The 17,261-nt window shown below is 66.0% G+C and carries 20 protein-coding genes; 9 read left to right on the plus strand and 11 right to left on the minus strand.

Annotation, left to right across the window (positions count from 1 at the left end):
* Positions 1 to 56 precede the first annotated feature (56 nt).
* Positions 57 to 803, plus strand: a complete 747-nt coding sequence (locus tag RU09_RS05260) for a ribonuclease H family protein (protein ID WP_042538233.1) — start codon at positions 57 to 59, stop codon at positions 801 to 803.
* Positions 804 to 846: 43 nt separating this feature from the next.
* Positions 847 to 1,263, plus strand: coding sequence for a DoxX family protein (locus RU09_RS05265; RefSeq protein ID WP_042538235.1), 417 nt, complete (start codon positions 847 to 849; stop codon positions 1,261 to 1,263).
* A 103-nt stretch (positions 1,264 to 1,366) separates the two neighbouring features.
* Here the strand turns inward: RU09_RS05265 and RU09_RS05270 are convergent, their stop codons facing one another.
* From RU09_RS05270 to RU09_RS05280, 3 genes are all read right to left on the minus strand, one after another.
* Positions 1,367 to 2,344 carry an SRPBCC family protein gene (locus RU09_RS05270; RefSeq protein WP_042538237.1) on the minus strand — a complete coding sequence of 326 codons (978 nt, stop codon included), beginning with the start codon at positions 2,342 to 2,344 and terminating at the stop codon, positions 1,367 to 1,369.
* A gap of 2 nt (positions 2,345 to 2,346) precedes the next feature.
* Positions 2,347 to 2,751, minus strand: a complete 405-nt coding sequence (locus RU09_RS05275) for an ArsR/SmtB family transcription factor (RefSeq protein WP_042538240.1) — start codon at positions 2,749 to 2,751, stop codon at positions 2,347 to 2,349.
* Positions 2,752 to 3,271: 520 nt separating this feature from the next.
* Entirely contained in the window at positions 3,272 to 3,625 is a 354-nt protein-coding gene (locus RU09_RS05280; RefSeq protein WP_042538356.1) for a MerR family transcriptional regulator, read from the minus strand.
* Positions 3,626 to 3,817: 192 nt separating this feature from the next.
* Between RU09_RS05280 and RU09_RS05285 the strand changes: the two genes are divergently transcribed.
* From RU09_RS05285 to RU09_RS18450, 3 genes are all read left to right on the plus strand, one after another.
* Positions 3,818 to 5,335, plus strand: coding sequence for a SulP family inorganic anion transporter (locus tag RU09_RS05285; protein ID WP_042538242.1), 1,518 nt, complete (start codon positions 3,818 to 3,820; stop codon positions 5,333 to 5,335).
* Between the two features lie 273 nt (positions 5,336 to 5,608).
* Positions 5,609 to 6,190 carry a hypothetical protein gene (locus RU09_RS05290; protein WP_042538244.1) on the plus strand — a complete coding sequence of 194 codons (582 nt, stop codon included), beginning with the start codon at positions 5,609 to 5,611 and terminating at the stop codon, positions 6,188 to 6,190.
* 215 nt (positions 6,191 to 6,405) lie between these two features.
* Positions 6,406 to 6,951: a hypothetical protein gene (locus RU09_RS18450; RefSeq protein WP_136057006.1), complete on the plus strand. Its 546-nt coding sequence runs from the start codon at positions 6,406 to 6,408 to the stop codon at positions 6,949 to 6,951.
* Between the two features lie 276 nt (positions 6,952 to 7,227).
* On the opposite strand, the gene RU09_RS05295 is transcribed toward RU09_RS18450, so the two are convergent.
* The 5 genes from RU09_RS05295 to RU09_RS05320 form a co-directional block, all read right to left on the minus strand.
* Positions 7,228 to 7,593, minus strand: coding sequence for a rhodanese-like domain-containing protein (locus tag RU09_RS05295; RefSeq protein WP_042538246.1), 366 nt, complete (start codon positions 7,591 to 7,593; stop codon positions 7,228 to 7,230).
* Between the two features lie 32 nt (positions 7,594 to 7,625).
* Positions 7,626 to 8,144, minus strand: a complete 519-nt coding sequence (locus tag RU09_RS05300) for a DUF4395 domain-containing protein (protein ID WP_042538248.1) — start codon at positions 8,142 to 8,144, stop codon at positions 7,626 to 7,628.
* A 20-nt stretch (positions 8,145 to 8,164) separates the two neighbouring features.
* Positions 8,165 to 8,935: a sulfite exporter TauE/SafE family protein gene (locus RU09_RS05305; protein ID WP_042538250.1), complete on the minus strand. Its 771-nt coding sequence runs from the start codon at positions 8,933 to 8,935 to the stop codon at positions 8,165 to 8,167.
* A 17-nt stretch (positions 8,936 to 8,952) separates the two neighbouring features.
* Entirely contained in the window at positions 8,953 to 10,362 is a 1,410-nt protein-coding gene (locus RU09_RS05310; protein ID WP_042538252.1) for an MBL fold metallo-hydrolase, read from the minus strand.
* A gap of 160 nt (positions 10,363 to 10,522) precedes the next feature.
* Positions 10,523 to 10,888 (minus strand): thioredoxin family protein, encoded by a 366-nt coding sequence (locus RU09_RS05320; protein ID WP_042538256.1) that lies wholly within the window; start codon positions 10,886 to 10,888, stop codon positions 10,523 to 10,525.
* A 294-nt stretch (positions 10,889 to 11,182) separates the two neighbouring features.
* Between RU09_RS05320 and RU09_RS05325 the strand changes: the two genes are divergently transcribed.
* From RU09_RS05325 to RU09_RS05340, 4 genes are all read left to right on the plus strand, one after another.
* On the plus strand, positions 11,183 to 11,476 hold the full coding sequence (locus tag RU09_RS05325; RefSeq protein WP_042538258.1) for a metal-sensitive transcriptional regulator: 294 nt from the start codon (positions 11,183 to 11,185) through the stop codon (positions 11,474 to 11,476).
* Between the two features lie 168 nt (positions 11,477 to 11,644).
* Entirely contained in the window at positions 11,645 to 12,532 is an 888-nt protein-coding gene (gene lgt / locus RU09_RS05330) for a prolipoprotein diacylglyceryl transferase (RefSeq protein WP_052492873.1), read from the plus strand.
* Positions 12,533 to 12,768: 236 nt separating this feature from the next.
* Positions 12,769 to 13,482: a response regulator transcription factor gene (locus tag RU09_RS05335; RefSeq protein ID WP_228385636.1), complete on the plus strand. Its 714-nt coding sequence runs from the start codon at positions 12,769 to 12,771 to the stop codon at positions 13,480 to 13,482.
* Positions 13,479 to 14,456, plus strand: coding sequence for a sensor histidine kinase (locus tag RU09_RS05340; RefSeq protein WP_042538261.1), 978 nt, complete (start codon positions 13,479 to 13,481; stop codon positions 14,454 to 14,456). Before RU09_RS05335 ends, RU09_RS05340 begins: the two co-directional genes overlap by 4 nt.
* Here RU09_RS05340 and RU09_RS05345 read toward each other — a convergent pair.
* From RU09_RS05345 to RU09_RS05355, 3 genes are read right to left on the minus strand one after another with little or no spacing between them, the layout of a single operon-like run.
* Entirely contained in the window at positions 14,447 to 15,286 is an 840-nt protein-coding gene (locus RU09_RS05345) for an FAD:protein FMN transferase (protein WP_052492863.1), read from the minus strand. The two genes, RU09_RS05340 and RU09_RS05345, sit on opposite strands and share 10 nt — an antisense overlap.
* Positions 15,286 to 15,765 (minus strand): FMN-binding protein, encoded by a 480-nt coding sequence (locus tag RU09_RS05350; RefSeq protein ID WP_042538263.1) that lies wholly within the window; start codon positions 15,763 to 15,765, stop codon positions 15,286 to 15,288. The genes RU09_RS05345 and RU09_RS05350 overlap by 1 nt, the downstream gene beginning before the upstream one ends.
* 14 nt (positions 15,766 to 15,779) lie before the next feature.
* A complete protein-coding gene (locus RU09_RS05355) occupies positions 15,780 to 17,201 on the minus strand; it encodes a ferredoxin reductase family protein (RefSeq protein WP_042538265.1) in 1,422 nt (473 codons plus the stop codon).
* Positions 17,202 to 17,261: the final 60 nt, after the last annotated feature.

The following is a 17,261-nucleotide window of genomic DNA, read 5'->3' on the forward strand; positions in this document are numbered from 1 at the left end:
CACGCGAAAGACGCCGGCCAGCGTGCGGTGTCGCCGCGCGCGGCTACGGTTGAGGGATGACGATCACCGCCGCCGCAGACGGCTCCGCCCTGGGCAACCCCGGCCCCAACGGCTGGGCCTGGTACATCGACGACGACAACTGGGCCGCGGGCGGTTCGCCGCACGGCACGAACAACCAGGGCGAGCTGCGGGCCGTGCTCGAGCTGCTGCAGGCGACAGCAGGCATCTCTGAGAAGCTGATGATCGAGTGCGACAGCCGCTACGTGATCGACTCGGTGACCAAGTGGATGCCGGGCTGGAAGCGCAAGGGCTGGCGCAAGTCAGACGGCGGGCCGGTGCTCAACCGCGATCTGCTCGAAGGCATCGACGAGGCCATCCGCGGGCGCGACGTCGAATTCTCGTGGGTCAAGGGCCACGCCGGTCACCCCTTGAACGAGGCGGCGGACGAGCGTGCGAACGCCGCCGCCAAGGCCTACCAGGCGAAGCAGGAGCCGCGCCGCGGACCCGGCTTCACCATGTCGACGGGTGCCGGGGCCGCCGTCGCCGCATCCGCACCGATCGCCGCGGCCGCTCCGGCATCCGCTTCCCCTCCTGTCTCGACTGCTGCCACCACGAGCGCGCAGACGGCGATCGCCGAGCCGCTGTGGGCCGAGGCATCCGATCTGCTCGACGGCCTCGATGCCCCCGTCGACGACCCGATCGTGGTGCAGTTGGCGCTGTCGTCCGATGAGCACGCCCGCCTGCGAGACAGCGCTGAGGCGCAGGGCATCTCGCTTGAGGAGGCGCTCCGCCGCCTGATCTGAGGCGCGCGGGGCTTCAGCCGCACAGCCCGCGTACACTCGCACCATGCCCAAGAAGAGTGTCGCGCGTACCGTCGGTCGGATCTTCCTCGGCTCCTTCCTCCTCTTCGCCGGCGTCTCGCATCTGACCTTCGCGCGAGACGAGTTCCAGGCGCAGGTGCCGGACTGGGTGCCGCTCGATCCGGACGTGACGGTGCTCGCCTCGGGCGTCGTCGAGGTCGGTCTGGGTGCGGCCCTGCTCGTCGCACGCAAGCGTCGGGGGCTGGTCGGCGTGATCACCGCGCTGTTCTTCGTCGCCGTCTTCCCCGGCAACATCGCGCAGTGGGTCGAGCACCGCGACGCCTTCGGCCTCGACACCGACATGAAGCGCTTCGTGCGGCTGTTCTTCCAGCCCGTGCTCATCGCACTCGCGATCTGGTCGACGCGCACCCCGCGCCGCGCCGATCGCATGGCCGCGCTCTGACCTCGTCGCCGCTGCTCGTTCACCATTCAGCATGAAAGCCGGTAAGCCAGCAGAGAGGAGGCGGTTTTCGTGAGAACCGCCTCCTCCTGCTGAATTGTGAACGTCAGACCGCGAGCAGCTCCCGCTCGAGGCGTGCGTACGAGGTCTCCATGCCGTCGGCCATGCCGGTGGCGAGGATCATGTCGCGCGTCTCCTTGTCGGGGTACTCGATGTAGAGCGTGATCAGCGTCGCACCGTCCTCTTCATAGAGGTTCAGGTCGTTCAGCGTCTCGACCGGCATCCCGACCATCCGTTCGGTCTGCACCGAACGCCGGGGCGCGTCGATGAGCAGCGCCTCGCCCTCGAATCCGAACGCCTGCCCCTCGGTGTCACCCACGGGCGCCCACGAGTTGCGGTAGGTCTGACCCACCTCGGTCGCGACGACGCACTCGGTCATCTCCCACCCGTCGGGGCCCAGCAGCCACTGCTTCATGAGTTCGGGATCGTTGTGCGCACGCCACACCAGCTCGCGCGGCCCCTCGACGAGACGCGTGATGCGCACGTGGGTGTCGTCAAGCAGCTCGACCTGCGTGCCCTTGCCCTGCGCGTAGTCGCGGAGGTCCTGCAGAACCGCGTCGAGCTGGCTCATCGCGAGCTTCGTGCCCTCGACCGCGCCCATCGACACGACCTGCTCGAGTGCATCGGCCGAGCTGAAGTAGCTCGTGGTGACCATCCGCGTGCCGTCTGCCGTGGGCTCGAACGTGAACACCATGCGCATGGAAGGCAGGTCGGGGTCGGGCGTGCCCTCTTCGTCGGCGAACGCGTCGAGCACCTCGAAGCCGTGCGGGGCATCGATGCGCAGGAACTCCCACGTGCCCGAGGCCTTCTCGCCGCGGGGGCCGTTCATGGTGTAGTTGGCCTTGCCGCCCACCGTGTGGTCCCACTTCGTGAACGAGGCCGGCCATCCGGGAGGGCCCCAGAAGCGCTCGAGCTGACGCGGGTCGCTGTAGGCGTCCCAGACCCGCTCGACAGGGGCGGCGAAATCTGCGAGAACCGTCATGGTTAGGTTCTCGGCATCAGTGGTGACATCGGTGACAGGCATTGTCAGTCTCCTTCTTCGGTTCGTGGTTCATCGGTGGTGTCGTCGTCGGACCGATCGGTCCCCGAGCGTGCCGGCGTCTCGGCCAGCAACTCGTCGAGCCGGGCGATGCGCGACCGCCACAGCTCTTCGTATCGGGCGAGGAGCGCCCTGGCGCGGGCGATCATCTCGGGGTTCGCGCGGACGAGCCGCTCGCGTCCCTCGGCGCGCTTGACGATGAGGTCCGCCGCTTCGAGCACGGCCACGTGCTTCTGCACCGCGGCGAACGACATCTCATATTCGGAGGCGAGGGTCGAGACCGACTGCTCCCGCTCGATCGTCCGGCGCAGGATGTCACGCCGGGTCGACGTCGCCAGCGCGTGGAACACACGGTCGACCTCCGCTTCGCTCAGTTCTCTTTGTGCAACCATTTGGTTGTACGTTAGACCCGGGCGGATCGGATGTCAACAGGTTCGATGTGAGTTACGTCTTTAGATCGGACTAACCGCTTTACATCGGATTACCCGCCGCTCGATCGGACTTAGTCCGGGCTAAAGCAAGTGTCGGGAGATTGACAGCGGTGTGCGGCGCTGATCCTGCGGGCAAGCCACAACGCGTGACGAACCTGACGCTCCGCCCTCGGGATGGCAATGCAGCCAGCTGAGGTCACGCAGACGAGTCAGATCTTCAGACTGGCCCATGAGCGACGACGGTTTGACGAGTGAACCTCTAGACCTCGATTACGGGTGCTTTCTTGCTGACAGAGCCTGCGCCGAAACCCACACATCACCTGTTTCGGTGCCCTACGGTTTCGGCAGGGGGTTACGGCGGAGCGAGGCACGGCGTGTCGCGCTTCCCACCAGCACCGAGGATCCCCGGCCGCAAACGATCGTTTTCGGCAGACCGATCGACTATGGGCCGAGGCCTCCAACGCGGTGCATCCGTCTCTCTTTAGAGCTGACCGAGCAGTTGCACGAACTCGTCGGCCATGGCGAGCTGCTCCGTGAGTTTCTGGCGACGCTGGTCGGCGCCGTCGCGGATGTCATCGATCCGGGCGCGCAACGCCACGTCGCTCGGGTCGACGGTGAGGGCGTCGACGACGTCGAGGAGTTCGCGCATCTCGTCGAGGGTGTATCCCAACGGTTTCATTCTGCGGATGATGAGGATGCGATCGACATCTTTCTCGGTGTAAAGCCGGAACCCGCCCTCCGTGCGCGCGGACGGCTGCACGAGCCCCACGTCGTCCCAGTGTCGAAGCGAGCGGAACGAGAGCGCCGTGCGCTCGGCCACTTCGCCGATCCGCATCGTCTCGACGGTCCTGTGTTCGTCTTCCACTGATTTCCCCACAACACTCACGTTACGTTAGAGTCTAGATCGGCGCGGCTCTCGCGCCCGCTCCCCTTATCTTTCCGTGTCGGCCTGACCGACGCCTGCGCACCGCTGCGCTCCCATTCGTTTCCCGCGCTCTCACGAGAGAGCCCAGCACCCGGAGGGCACATGACTGCCGTCACCCCCACCCGCGACTCCGCGTCGCGTTACCGCATCGAACCCACCGTCATGCAGGCGCTGCGCAGCCCGCGCCTTTTGACCCGTGAAGTCCTCGCGGGCCTCGTCGTCGCCCTTGCCCTGATCCCGGAGGCGATCGCGTTCTCGATCATCGCGGGCGTCGACCCCCGAGTCGGCCTGTTCTCGTCCTTCATCATGGCCGTCGCGATCGCGTTCCTCGGCGGACGCCCTGCCATGATCACCGCGGCCACCGGAGCAATCGCGCTCGTCATCGCGCCCGTCGCTCGTGAGTACGGCATGGACTACTTCATCGCCACGGTCCTGCTCGGTGGACTCATCCAGATCGTCCTCGCGTTGCTCGGGGTCGCCAAGCTGATGCGGTTCATCCCGCGCTCGGTGATGGTCGGGTTCGTGAACGCTCTGGCGATCTTGATCTTCACTTCGCAGTTTCCGCAGCTCATCGGCGTTCCCTGGCTGGTCTACCCGCTCGTCGCGGTCGGCCTGCTGGTGATGTATCTCATGCCGCGGATCACGAAGGTGATCCCGGCGCCACTCGTCGCGATCGTGCTGCTCACCGCGGCAGTCGTGGTCTTCGCGTGGAACGTGCCGAACGTGGGCGATCAGGGAGAACTTCCCGAGAGCTTGCCGGCGCTGTTCATTCCGAATGTGCCGCTCACCTTCGAGACGCTGCAGATCATCGCTCCCTACGCGCTGGCTATGGCCGTGGTCGGCCTGCTCGAGTCGCTCATGACCGCGAAGCTCGTTGACGACATCACCGACACCCACTCCCGCAAGACCCGCGAGGCACTTGGACAGGGCGCCGCGAACGTTCTCTCCGGCGCGTTCGGCGGCATGGGTGGCTGCGCGATGATCGGCCAGACCATGATCAACGTCAAAGCCTCCGGCGCACGCACCCGGATCTCGACCTTCCTCGCCGGCGTCTTCCTGCTGGTCCTCGTGCTCGCGCTCGGCGACGTGGTGGCGATCATTCCCATGGCAGCGCTCGTCGCCGTCATGATCCTCGTCTCGATTGCGACTTTCGACTGGCACAGCATCCGCCTGAGCACGCTCAAGCGCATGCCGAAGAGCGAGACCGCCGTCATGCTCATCACCGTCATCGCCACCGTCTGGACCCACAACCTCGCCGTTGGCGTCATCCTCGGAGTCGTGGCCGCGATGATCATGTTCGCCCGACGCGTCGCACACTTCGTCAGCGTCACCCGCACCCTCAGTGACGACGGCGACACAGCGCATTACGCCGTCGATGGAGAACTCTTCTTCGCCTCCAGCAACGACCTCACCACCCAGTTCGAGTACGGCGACGACCCCGACACGGTAGTCATCGACATGAGTCACTCCCACGTCTGGGACGCTTCCACCGTGGCCGCCCTCGACGCCATCGTCACCAAGTACGAAAACCACGGGAAGACCGTCACCATCCAAGGCCTGAACGACACCGCAGCAGCGTTCCACGGCCGCCTCACCGGAAACCTCGGCGCCGGGCACTGAGTCACGATTCACGCAAGAAGAAGGGGCGGCCTCGGGTCGCCCCTTCTTCGTCATCCACCGACGCCGCCGCTCCTCGACCCTCAAGCTCGGCATCGAGCGCGAGGCTCGGCCCTCCAGCGCGCCGAAATAGTCTGCCGAAACCGGCTTCCGGTGCACGTTTGCGGCACCCCTCGCAGAGCAGAATACGAAATCACGCCGTAAACGATCGTTTTCGGCACTCCACAACTACGGAGTATGCCCTTCGTCAGATGAGACCCACCGTAGGCTCAGAGGATGAGCACGGGTCAGGTGTTGCGCATCCCGTTCGAGTCGAAGGGGTTTGCAGGCGTCGTCACTGTAGACACGGTGACGAGCACGAACATTTCGCAGACTGGGCTGAACGCCCTTCTGAACGATGTGCCACACGAACGGCTCATCGGCTACCCGATCATGACGGCAACCGTTGAGCATGCCGGCTCCGGCTACAACGCTGTGTTCGCCTGGGTTCAGTTCGTGGAGATGACCCCCGCAGATGAATCGCCCTCGACAGCGTTCTTGGACAATATGCCGAGCCTGAACCAGCAGGGTCCTTTCAGTTCGCTTGGGTTTCTGCCGACGCTGTTTGACGCCCCCGCGAATCCCAACGCGCCAGACCTTCAATGGCGCGCCCATTCATATCTTGTCCGGTTCTCTGTTTACGAACCGCGAGTGATCACGCCGATTGCAGCGTTCCAATGGGGGTACGACCTATGCGCGGGAAAGCCCAGCGTCGTACATGCGACCCCTCTTCCCTGGCAAGACATGCTGCGCTGGACGAGCTCGCTGCCTGACTCGTTAGGCGGTTGGGACGTTAACGTAGCTCCCGACGCTGACTAGTGGCGAGCTCCTAGCGTCGCTGTCACCCGCACGCTCAGCCGAAAACCTCTGCCGCTTGGTGGTTACGCCGCGCGTTTTCGGCAGGCCTTCCGTTGCACACGCCAGGATCGCGCCGTAAACGATCGATTTCGGCTGCGATCGCGGCTATTCTCCGGGGGATCCCGTTGAACCACATCTCCGACATTTCTCGAGCTTCGGAGTGAGAGAGTGAGAGCGTGGAGATGAGGCGGAAGGGCAGAGCGGGCGCGATGTTCCTCTGCGCAATCGTGGCGACGACAACATTCACAGGATGCGCTGTCGAATACCATGGCTATCCCAGCGGAATAGATGGTGTGCTCTGGCGACAAGTCGCATCCTTCGAAGATCCTCTATCCCAGCGTCTCTACAGTCCCCCAGTTGATGGTCCGACGGCTTACCTCGACACCCTTCCTGGCGCACGGTGGGATGGCGACGCCCTCTCAGCGGCTGAGTTCGAGATCGAGCAGGGTGGCATCGTCCTCTACAACATCTCTTCGACGGATGCCTTCGCTCACGTCTCGGTGTTCATCGCCTCAGGACCACGACCGGCCATCCCGACCGATGATGGCTATGCCTACAACGGGCCAAGCGAGGTTTACACCTGCTACGACGTGAGGGCCGATTTTCGCTCGCAGCCAATGCCGTCAGCAGAACGAGACATCCTCACGAAGTGTCCAACACCCCTCGTGGAACTCTTAGCCGAGGATGCCGCATTTGCTAGTGGTGAGGTGTTCGACGGGTAGGCATCGACTTTTTCCGTCCGCCGGCGATCAACGGGAGCTGCCGAAAGCGCCTGCCGAAACGCGCTTCCGGCGAACGTTAGTGGCACCCTCGAAAGCGCACGACACCTGACCTCACCGTAAACGATCGTTTTCGGTGGGCTAAGGCGAGCAGGTTTGAACAGTCGGGGCGGGCATCTGGCGACCCCGCCCCGACTGTGCATCGCGAGGCAGTGCTCGAGCGATGCGGTGGCGTGCTGTGCACGCAGGTACGTGCTCGTGGGGGCGAGCACGTACGTCTCAGGGCTGCACGACGGGGAGGCCTGTCGTGGCGGCGGCGTCTTCCAGGGAGCCGAGGTTGAGGAGGTCGGTGAAGCCGGCCTGCTTCATCAGGTCGATGGCGACTCCTGCCCGGTTACCTGAACGGCAGTAGACGAGGTAGGTGGCTTCGGGGTCAAGGTCCGGCAGCGCAGCTTGGAGGTCGCCGCCCGTGACGTCGAGCAGGAGGGCGCCGTCGAGGTGGCCGGTGGCGCGCTCGGCGGGGGTGCGCACGTCGATGATGACCGCGTCGGGGCCGAGGTCAGCCTGTGGTGTGGGTGTGCTGGCGCAGGAGGTGAGCGTGAGTGCGGTGATGACGGCGAGGGTGGTGAGGGTTAGGCGGCCCATGTGCGTCCTTTCGTTGTGAGGGAGCGAGAGTGTCAGCGGTCGCAGGCGCCGTTGGCGCAGTGGCGGGTGGGCTGCCTACTGAAGCGTTGGTGCAGGGCACATCCCGCGCACCACCCGAGGGTGGCTTCTAGGAGCAGGACTGTGAAGCAGACTCCGCAGAGCCCGAGAGTCACGGGTAGCGGGACCATTCCAGCGCTCATCGTCACGCACGAGATAGCAGCGAGACCGAGGGCGAGCCACCAGGCGAAGACCTTCTGCGGCGCGCCCACCCAGTGCCGACGGCGGCGGCGTGTCAGAGCACGGCCGAGGGCGAGAGTGAGGGACAGCCGGTCGCTGATGAGTACGCGCGTCGTCATGTCGAGGAGGAAGAACATGCCGAACATCTGCAGCGGCCTGATGCTGTCGGAGGCGAGCGTGATGGTAAGGGCGGTGATGCCTATGGCGAGGAGGATGCCGGCGGCGATGCGGACGGCGTGCTCGTCGAGGACGGGCACCTCGTATCCGTCGACGTGTTCCCCGGTGCGGGGCGCGGTGTCGGTCGCGTGAGGCATGGGCTTCTTTCTGGTGGTGGTCAGGCGGAGAGCGTCTGAATGATGAGGGTGGCGAGCATGGTCAGCCCCACGGCCAGCACCAGAACCCCGAACCCGGTGCGGATGCCGGCAGCCGGGAGGCGATGCGACAGTGCCAGACCGATGAAGGATCCGGCGACGGCGAGCGCGGTGAAGGTGAGGACGATGGGCCAGTGGATGGCCACGGTCGTGATCTGGGTGAGGAAGCCGGCGGACGAGTTCACGGCGATGACTAGTAGCGATGTCCCCACTGCAGCGGCGATGGGCTGGCCGAGGAAGGTGAGGGCGGGGACGATGAGGAACCCGCCGCCTGCTCCCAGTGCCCCTGTGAGGACTCCCACGCCGAGTCCCGTACCTGTCGTTCGGATTCCACGGACGACCGGCCGCGTCGGAGGGCGCGCCGCGCGTTCTCGTCGCGGCCGCATCATGGCGATCGCTGTGACGATCATGATCGCCGCGAACAGAACGGTGAGCACGGTTTCTGGTAGCAGCTGACCAACCATCCCGCCACCGATTCCCCCGATCAAGCCGGTCGCCGCGAAGACGCCGGCGACTTTCCAGCGCACCTCGCGTCGGCGCACACGGAAGGCGGCGGAGACGGCGCTGGTGATAGCGACGACGAAGAGAGAGGAGACGATCGTCTCCCTCGTTCCGATGCCCAGGACGAGGGAGAAGATGGGGAAAGTGAGGATGGAGCCCCCGCCGCCGAGGAGCCCGAGTGCGACACCGACAAGGGCCGCGAGAGTCATCGCGAGGATGATGGAGGTGTCCACTCGAGCTCCTCGGCCGCTCAGGCGGCCGTCGGCCGAGACGGCGTCGCGGCGAGCCAGGCGTTGTAGCTGCCTTCGATCTCGATGACGTCGAGGCCGGCCCGGCGCAGGGCGCTGGCGGCGACGCTGTTGCGGACGCCGCTCTGGCAGTAGGTGAGGATCTTGCCGGCGGGCAGTTCGTCGGTGTGCCAGAGGGCCCGACCACCGGAGAGCTGCGCGGCGCCGGGGATGTGCCCGGCGTTGTACTCGGTACGGTTTCGCACGTCGAGGAGGAGCGCCGCGTCGACCTGGTCCAGGTCGGTGGGGGCGATCGTCTTGGGCTGCACCGTGGGGAGGCCATCGAGTGTGGTGATGAACCCGTCGACCTGATCGATGCCGACCCGCAGCAGATGATCCCGGAACCGGGCCGCGGCGTCCCCCGAGTCGATGATGAGGACGAGCGGCCGCGTCTCGGTGTCGGGGTCGTAGACCCAGGCGCCGTAGCTGGCTGCTTTCGCGACTCCGGGCACGTTCAGCGCGCCCTGAACAGTGCCCTCGTGCACGAGGGAGTGGTGGCGGGTGTCGACCATGATGACCCGGTCGGCGTCGATGTCGGCGTCAAGATCGAAGACGCTGCGCTCGAGGAGCGGAGGAAGTTCGCCCAGCACGGCCGGTCCGACGCGGTTCTGCCGCTTCATTCGTGCGAAGTAGGCGTGTGCGTCGGGCTGATCGTTCAACAGCGTGTCGATGAATCCCTGCTCATCGCCGGCCTCGAGGTAGGGAGCCCACCAGGCGAAACGCCGCTCGTATCCGACTGTCGAGCTTGGGACGGCGCCGAGCGCCTTGCCGCAGGCGGACCCCGACCCGTGCGCGGGGAGCACCTGCACGTAGTCGGGCAGGGTGAGGAAGTGGTCGCGGAGGCTCGCGAATAGATCCCGTGCGCCGTCGAAGCGGGTGTCGATGCCGCCTGCGGCCTCGTCCAGCAGGTCCGGGCGTCCGACGTCCCCGACGAACACGAAGTCACCGGTGAGGACATAGCCCGGCTCGGAGGTCGTGGCGCCGTCGATGACGAGGAAGGACAGGTGCTCGGGGGTGTGCCCGGGAGTGTGGACCGCCTCGACCGTGATGTTGCCGACCGTGATGCGGTGACCGTGCATTATCCGGGTGGCGTCTTGGAACCCGACACCGTACTGCCAGTCCGGGCCGCCCTCGCCGGAGACATACATCGTCGCCCCGGTACGGGCTGCGAGCTCGCGGGTGCCGGAGAGGTAGTCGGCGTGGATGTGGGTCTCGGTGACCGCGGTGATGGTCATGCTGTTCTTCGCGGCGAGGTCGAGGTAGACCTGGATGTCGCGGCGCGGGTCGACGACGATCGCTTCACCGGTGCGCTGGCAGCCGATGATGTAGCTGGCGTGGGCGAGGTCGTCGTCGTAGAGGCGTTCGAGGAGCATAAGGGTCTCCGTCGCTTTCTTCTGGGTCAGTGCGTGCAAGTGCAGCGCTGGGATACGGGGACGCCCGCGAGGGCTTGTTCGATGTGCTGGCCGCAGCCGTCCCAGGTGGGCTTGCCGCAGGAGGAGCAGGTGATTCGTGCGCACATGGTGCCAGGTCCTTTCAGGGGGTAGCGGTGTTGGCGAGCTGGCGGCGGACGTCGTCCATGTCCAGTTCGCGGGCCTTCTCGATGAGCAGCTCGAGCTGCGGTTCGGCAAGAGCTCCCGGCTGCCGGTAGACCAGGACGCCGTCGCGGACGACCATCAGGGTCGGAATCGAGGTGATGCGGTGGGCGGAGGCCAGAGCGGTCTCGGCCTCGGTGTCGACCTTCCCGAAGAGGATGTCGGGGTGCCTGTCGGATGCTGCATCGAATACCGGGGCGAAGGCCCGGCAGGGTCCACACCACTCAGCCCAGAAGTCGATCAGCGCGATGCCCTCGGCGTGGGTGAGCTGTTCGAAGTTCCCGGTGGTCAGTTCAACAGTTGCCATCGCCGATCACCGTCCGAACAGGCGGGCGAAGAAGCCACCCCGCTGAGACTGGGCGGCCTGGACTTCGGCACGGGTATGGCTGCCATTGCACCAGTCGGATGCGGGCACGGATTTCCGCACGGATGCGACGTGCTGACCGCACCCGGTCCAGGTCGTCTTTCCACAGGTGTGGCACTTCGTTGCTCTGCACATACGCTGATCTCCTTGCTCGGCGATACCCCGGGGAGTATCAGTTCATGTGAATACGATACCCCAGGGGGTATAGTGGTTGTCAACTCGACGGAAGGACCACCCATGACCGACACCCTCGTCACCGGCGACCCGCTCGTCCACGACCCCGAAGCCAAGCGCAAAGTCGTCAACCGCCTCAAGCGAGCTCAGGGCCAGCTGGCGGCGGTCATTACGGCCGTCGAGGACGACGCGCACTGCCGCGACGTCGTGCAGCAGCTCTCCGCCGTCTCGAAGGCCCTCGACCGGGCCGGATTCCTCGTGATCTCGACCGCGCTGCGGGAATGCCTCACCGATCCGGACGCCGACGACGTCACCTCCCCCGCCGAGTTGGAGAAGCTCTTCCTCTCCCTGGCCTGAACCGGTCAGGCCCGCTCCTCGGGGCCCTCGCCTGGTGACCTGGGAGGAGTTCGACGATTCCCGTGTCGAACACCGTTAGTCTTCCCAGGGCGCTGTTCGCATGGGACCGGCGCTGAACAATGATGTGTTGAAGCATTCACAGTGATGCCAGATGAGGAGCGGTGCTTCGTGCTTTTGACGAGTCTTCCCAGCCCCCCACCGTCGTGGGCACAGTTCACCCTCGGGCCGCTCACAATCCACACCTACGCGCTGTGCATCATCGCCGGGATCATCGCCGCCGTGATCATCACCCAACGACGCCTGTCGGCACGAGGCGCGGAGGACGGCGTGGTTGTCGACATCGTCATCTGGGCTGTCCCGATCGGCATCATCGGAGCCCGGTTCTATCACGTGTTCACCCACGTCGGGGACTACTTCTATCCGGGCGCGAACCTCGGGAACATCTTCGCCATCTGGGACGGCGGCAACGCCCTCTACGGGTCCCTCCTGGGCGGCGCTGTCGGTGCGTACATCGGCTGCCGACGAACCGGTATCCGGCTGTGGTCCTTCGCCGACGCTCTCGCGCCCGCGATGCTCATCGCGCAGTCCATGGGTCGGATCGGCAACTACTTCAACCACGAACTCTTCGGGCTGCCCACCACGCTGCCGTGGGGGCTCGAGATCCTGCCGACGGACACCATGTTCCCGGACGGCCTCCCGGCCGGAACGCTGTTCCACCCGCTGTTCCTGTACGAGATCATCTGGAACCTGATCGGCGTGGCGATCATCCTCCTCCTCGAGCGCAGATACCGGTTCCGGTGGGGACGAACCTTCGCCCTCTATATGATCTGGTACGGCCTCGGACGCAGCTGGCTCGAGGCCATCAGGATCGACCCCACCAGCGACGCCCTGTTCGGCATCCCCGCGAACGTCTGGGCATCCGTCGTCGTCGTCGCCCTCGGCATCGCGCTATTCGTCGTCCAGGGGCGACGACACCCCGAACCCGAACCCTCCGTGTACCAAGAAGGACGCGCGCCAGCGGTGGAACATCAGCCCAGCAGCGCAGACGAGAGCTGAACGCCACCCACACCTCCAGCTGTCAGCTAGTTCTGTCTAAGCGATCACGGACACAACGCCTCTTGACGTGGTGCGCCGAAAATCCCTGCCGAGAGGGGTTTCCGAAGATCGTTTGTGGCGCCTCATAAGGAGCCACCGGGCCAGTGACGCCAAAACGATCGTTTCTGGTGTGACGGACGACGGCATGCGGAAGATCATCCGGGTTACCCGACCCGGTTTGCGCCGGGCGTACGCTGATGGTCTCGATCGCGGAAGACGGGACGACGACCATGGGCGACTCGGCACAGGGGCCACGCGGTTCGCTGCTCTATGTTGAAGATGATGCGGAGATCGCTGCGCTGACCGTCGAAGTGCTGGAAGAGGTGTACGACGTCGAGCATGCCGCGGACGGCGAGACCGCGCTCCGGCTCGCGCTGAGCAGGCGATACGACGCCATGGTGGTCGATCGACGCCTCCCCGGCATGGACGGCGTCGATTTCATCTGTGCCGTGCGTACCGCGCACATCACGACGCCGGTCCTGATGCTGACCGCGCTCGGCACCGTGGACGATCGTGTCACCGGTCTCGACGGCGGAGCGAACGACTACCTGGTGAAGCCGTTCGATTACGACGAGCTGCTGGCGCGCCTTCGGGCGCTGCGACGCGCGTTCAGGGCTGATGGGGTACGTCGACGCCTCGGCGAGTGGGTGTTCACGCCGGACGCCCAGGCCGCGTACGATCCATCTGGAATCCGAGTGGCGCTGACGGCGACGGAGAGCGCGCTCCTGGAGCTGTTGAGCACCAGCCCCGAGCACGTGTTCAGTCGGGACGAGATCCTCCGCGCCGTGTTCCATGAAGGAGATACGACGAGTTCGGTGGACACGTACGTGCACTATGTGCGGCGCAAGACGTCCCCCGACATGATCGAGACCGTCCGCGCACGCGGCTACCGCGCGGGAACACCGTCATGAGCGACGCCGATAATCGACGCGTGCGTCGCGCAGCGCTATCCATCGGACTCTGGGTCGGAGTCTCGTCGGGTGTGATCGTCGCGATCGGCATCGGCGTGCTGATCGCGGTGGTGCTCTCAACGTCGCGCCGCGAAGGCGAGGAGCACGGCGGCGGCTGGTTCGGCGGTCCCGCCGGAACGCGGGACGACTTCATCGTCGACATCGACGTGATCGTTCCGGCCGTGATCATCATCGGAGTGATCGGCGTGGTGCTGCTCGGGGTTGTCGCCGCGGTCGCCGCTCGACGATCGGTCCGCCCGCTCGGGGAGGCGCTGCGTCGGCAGCGAAACTTCGTGGCCGACGCGAGCCACGAACTGCGTACGCCGCTGACGGCGCTGACGAGCCGTATCCAGGTGTTGCAACGCCGTCATGACCGAGGCGAGGACCTCGGAGCGGGTCTCACCAACCTCCGGCGCGATGCGGACATGATGGCCGACGTGCTCAACGACCTGCTCATCGCCGCGGAAGGAGAATCGTTCGCCGACGGGAACGCGGACGTCGCGACAGCGGCGGCGACAGCGGTCGCAGCGATGACGACGAGCGAGAAGCGCTCCGAGGTCTCGCTCGCGATCACCGTGGATCAGGAGGTGAAGGCGCAGCTGCCGGAAGTCACGCTCGTCCGCATCCTGGTCGCGCTGCTCGACAACGCCGTGCAGCACTCCCCGGCGCGAGGTACCGTCTCGATCCGCATCGCGCGGGACGCCCGCAACGTGACGGTGCGCGTCATCGACGAGGGCTCCGGGATCGAAGGCATCTCGCCCGAGCAGGTCTTCGAGCGCTTCGCGCGTCCGCGCGAGAGTGGGCGCCCTCGCAGCTTCGGTCTCGGACTCTCACTCGTGCGAGATGTCGCTCGCCGTGCCGGAGGGTCCATCGAGGTCGAACGGTCGACAGCATCCGGCACGACTTTCCTGCTCACACTGCCGGCTCATCCCTGAACGAGTGCGTCTCCTCCGATCGGATGCGAACCGACCGTCGTCGTCTGCACGTCCACCATCGTCGTGCCGAGCCAGCGGGTCACGCGACGATCAGCATCGACGACGATGCCGGTGCGCGACCCCGCAGCCGCGATCCACGAGCGGTTCGCCGGGCCGGCCACCACGGCAGCGGTCGCCCAGACGTCCGCTTGCGTGAGACCGTCGGTCACGATCGTGGCCGACGCGGTGCCTGTCGCGGGCCTACCGGTGCGCGGATCGAGGATATGATGCCCGCGCTCCGCCGTCCCTGAGGTCGCCACCGCACCGTTCACCACGTCGACCACCGCGATCAACTGACCGCGGTCGTGCGGGTCGGCGATTCCCACCGGCCATCGCCAGTCGGCTCCCTCGGCTGTGAACAGCTGCAGGTCTCCTCCGGCGTTGATGCCGACCGCGGTCGCGGCAGCCAGCAGCGGCTCGAGGTGCCGACGGCCCGCAGCTTCCACCGCCCAGCCCTTGACGTATCCCGTCGGGTCGAACCTTCCCCGCCACCGGGCGGAGACCAGGCCGCCAGTCTCCTCTTCGGCGCGTTCGCAGGCATCCGCGACCAGCGCCACCCTGCTGTCAGCGTCGGCGATGGAGAGTTCACCGCGACGGATGCGGCTGATGTCGGAATCAGTGCGATATGTCGAGAAGACCCGGTCGATGTCACGCAGTTCGTCGAAGCATGCTCGCACTGCCCGGTCGGCGCCCTCGTCGGTCATTTCCCCCGGAGCAATCAGATGGATGCTCATCGGAATGCCCATGATCTCCTCGACCCAGACCCGCGTCACCTCATTCGCGGTACGCATCAGCTCTGCGCCTGGTCGATCGCGCTCTGCAGCGACGAGAGGTAGCCACCGCTCGTGTATGTGGCACCGGACACCATCTGGATCTTCGAGCTCTGCGCCTGGATCGTCTCCGAGACGAGCCTCGGGATCGCGGTGCCGTTGATCTGCCGGTCCCGACCGTTGCTGTTCGGGTAATCGACCGCCTGTGCGTCCGTGATCTGTCCACCGGAGACGGTTATCTGCACCTGCACCGGCCCGTAGCGGGTCTGCGATGATGCGCCGGTGTAGGTTCCGTCGGCGAGGCCGGTGCCAGACATGGTTCCCGAGTTCGTCGATGTGGTTCCCGAGCCGCTCGCGCCGGTCTCGGCGGTCGTCAATGAACTGCCCGCTGTCGCCGCACTGGCGTCGGTCGGGGTGACCGCCTCCAGAGACGTTCGGTAGCTGAACAGCAGCACGAGTCCGCTGACGGTCGCGAGCAGCGTGTAGAGGATCTTCTTCATGGCCGTCTCCCTGCTCAGATCGTGAACGATTCGGAATGGATGCGATGGGCGGGGAACCCGGCGCCAACCAGGTCGCGCCTGAGGTCTTTCATCCAGGCCTCACCGCCACAGATGAACACGTCGTGGTCCTTCGGCTCCGGCACGAGATGGCGGAGGAGATCTGCGCCCGACCACGCCTCGTGCGTGGCAGGGATCCAGCTCGACGCGCCGGAAGATCGCGGGCCGATGAACGGCAGGTAGCTCAGGCCACGGGTACTGATGAGGTGAGCGATGGCCTCCTGCCGAAGAGCGTCCTCGGCCGCGGACTCCCGGGTGATAAGCATCGCTTCTCCCGGTCCGTAGCCTTCCGTCTCGAGCAGCGAGACGAGCGGTGCGACCCCGGCGCCTGCGCCGATCATAAGCAGCTTCGTCCCGGTCCTGCGCTCACCGGTCATCTCCCCGTATGGTCCTTCCACGATGACCCTGGTGCCAGGGAGCAGCGCGGTGAGGCGTCGCGTGCCGTCGCCCAGCACACGGGCAGTCAACGTCAGCTCGCTTCCCGGCGCAGCGGAGAGCGAGAACGGGTGCGCGCGAGTCCAGCCTGGTCCATCGAGGAACCGCCAGACGAAGAACTGACCAGCCCTGGCACCGAGCGTCGCGAGGTCGCGACCGGTGACCCGGATGGTGACGCCCCGAGCACCGTCCGCCTCGACCCCCGCCACCCGCAGGGCCCGACGAGTGGACCGCAGCAGCGGCATCCCGATGCGGAAGAGCAGTACCGATCCTGCGGAGAGCGCCCAGATCGACCACCAGTAGACGGTCGCGATCGGTGAGGACAGGAAGTCGGCGCCCGTCCACAGCTGGTGCGGCAGCGCGAGCCCGACGCCCAGGTACGCGTACAGGTGCAGGAGGTGCCAGGACTCGTACCGCAGGTGCCGACGAGCACGCCGGATCGAGGTGACGACCACGAGCAGGATCAGCAGAGTGCCGGCAGTCGCCAGGAGCATGCCGGGGTATTCCCAGATGAAGCTCCACAGCTGGACGAGCGGGTTGATGCCGGCAGCCATCGCGTAGCCCACCGCGAGCAGTGCGATGTGCGCGCCCATCAACCAGAACGACCAGAATCCGACGAAGCGATGCAGCCGCGTGATCCCGTCGCGACCGAATCCGCGCTCGAACAGCGGGACGCGCGCCATCAGCAGCACCTGATAGAGCAGCAGATTCGCCGCGACCAACCCGGTGAGGCGTCCGAGCGTCGTGACGGTCTCGGCGTTGACTCCCAGGACTGCGGTCACTCCACCACAGGCGATCCACAAAGCGACGACGAACAGGCTGGTCGCCCAGATCACCGTGATCGCCGCTGCACGCCAGACCCGCGCGCGGCCATGGGCTGCCCGCCGTGGCTCAGGGGAAGCGGCGGGGACGGAAGCACGCGGTCTCGTCGTCAGAGTGGTCATAGGGGAATCGTGCTGCGCCGACTCTGAGACAGGTCTAAGGAACGGCTCCCGATAGGCAAC

Source organism: Microbacterium sp. MEJ108Y (assembly GCF_000834175.1).
Lineage (GTDB): Bacteria > Actinomycetota > Actinomycetes > Actinomycetales > Microbacteriaceae > Microbacterium > Microbacterium forte.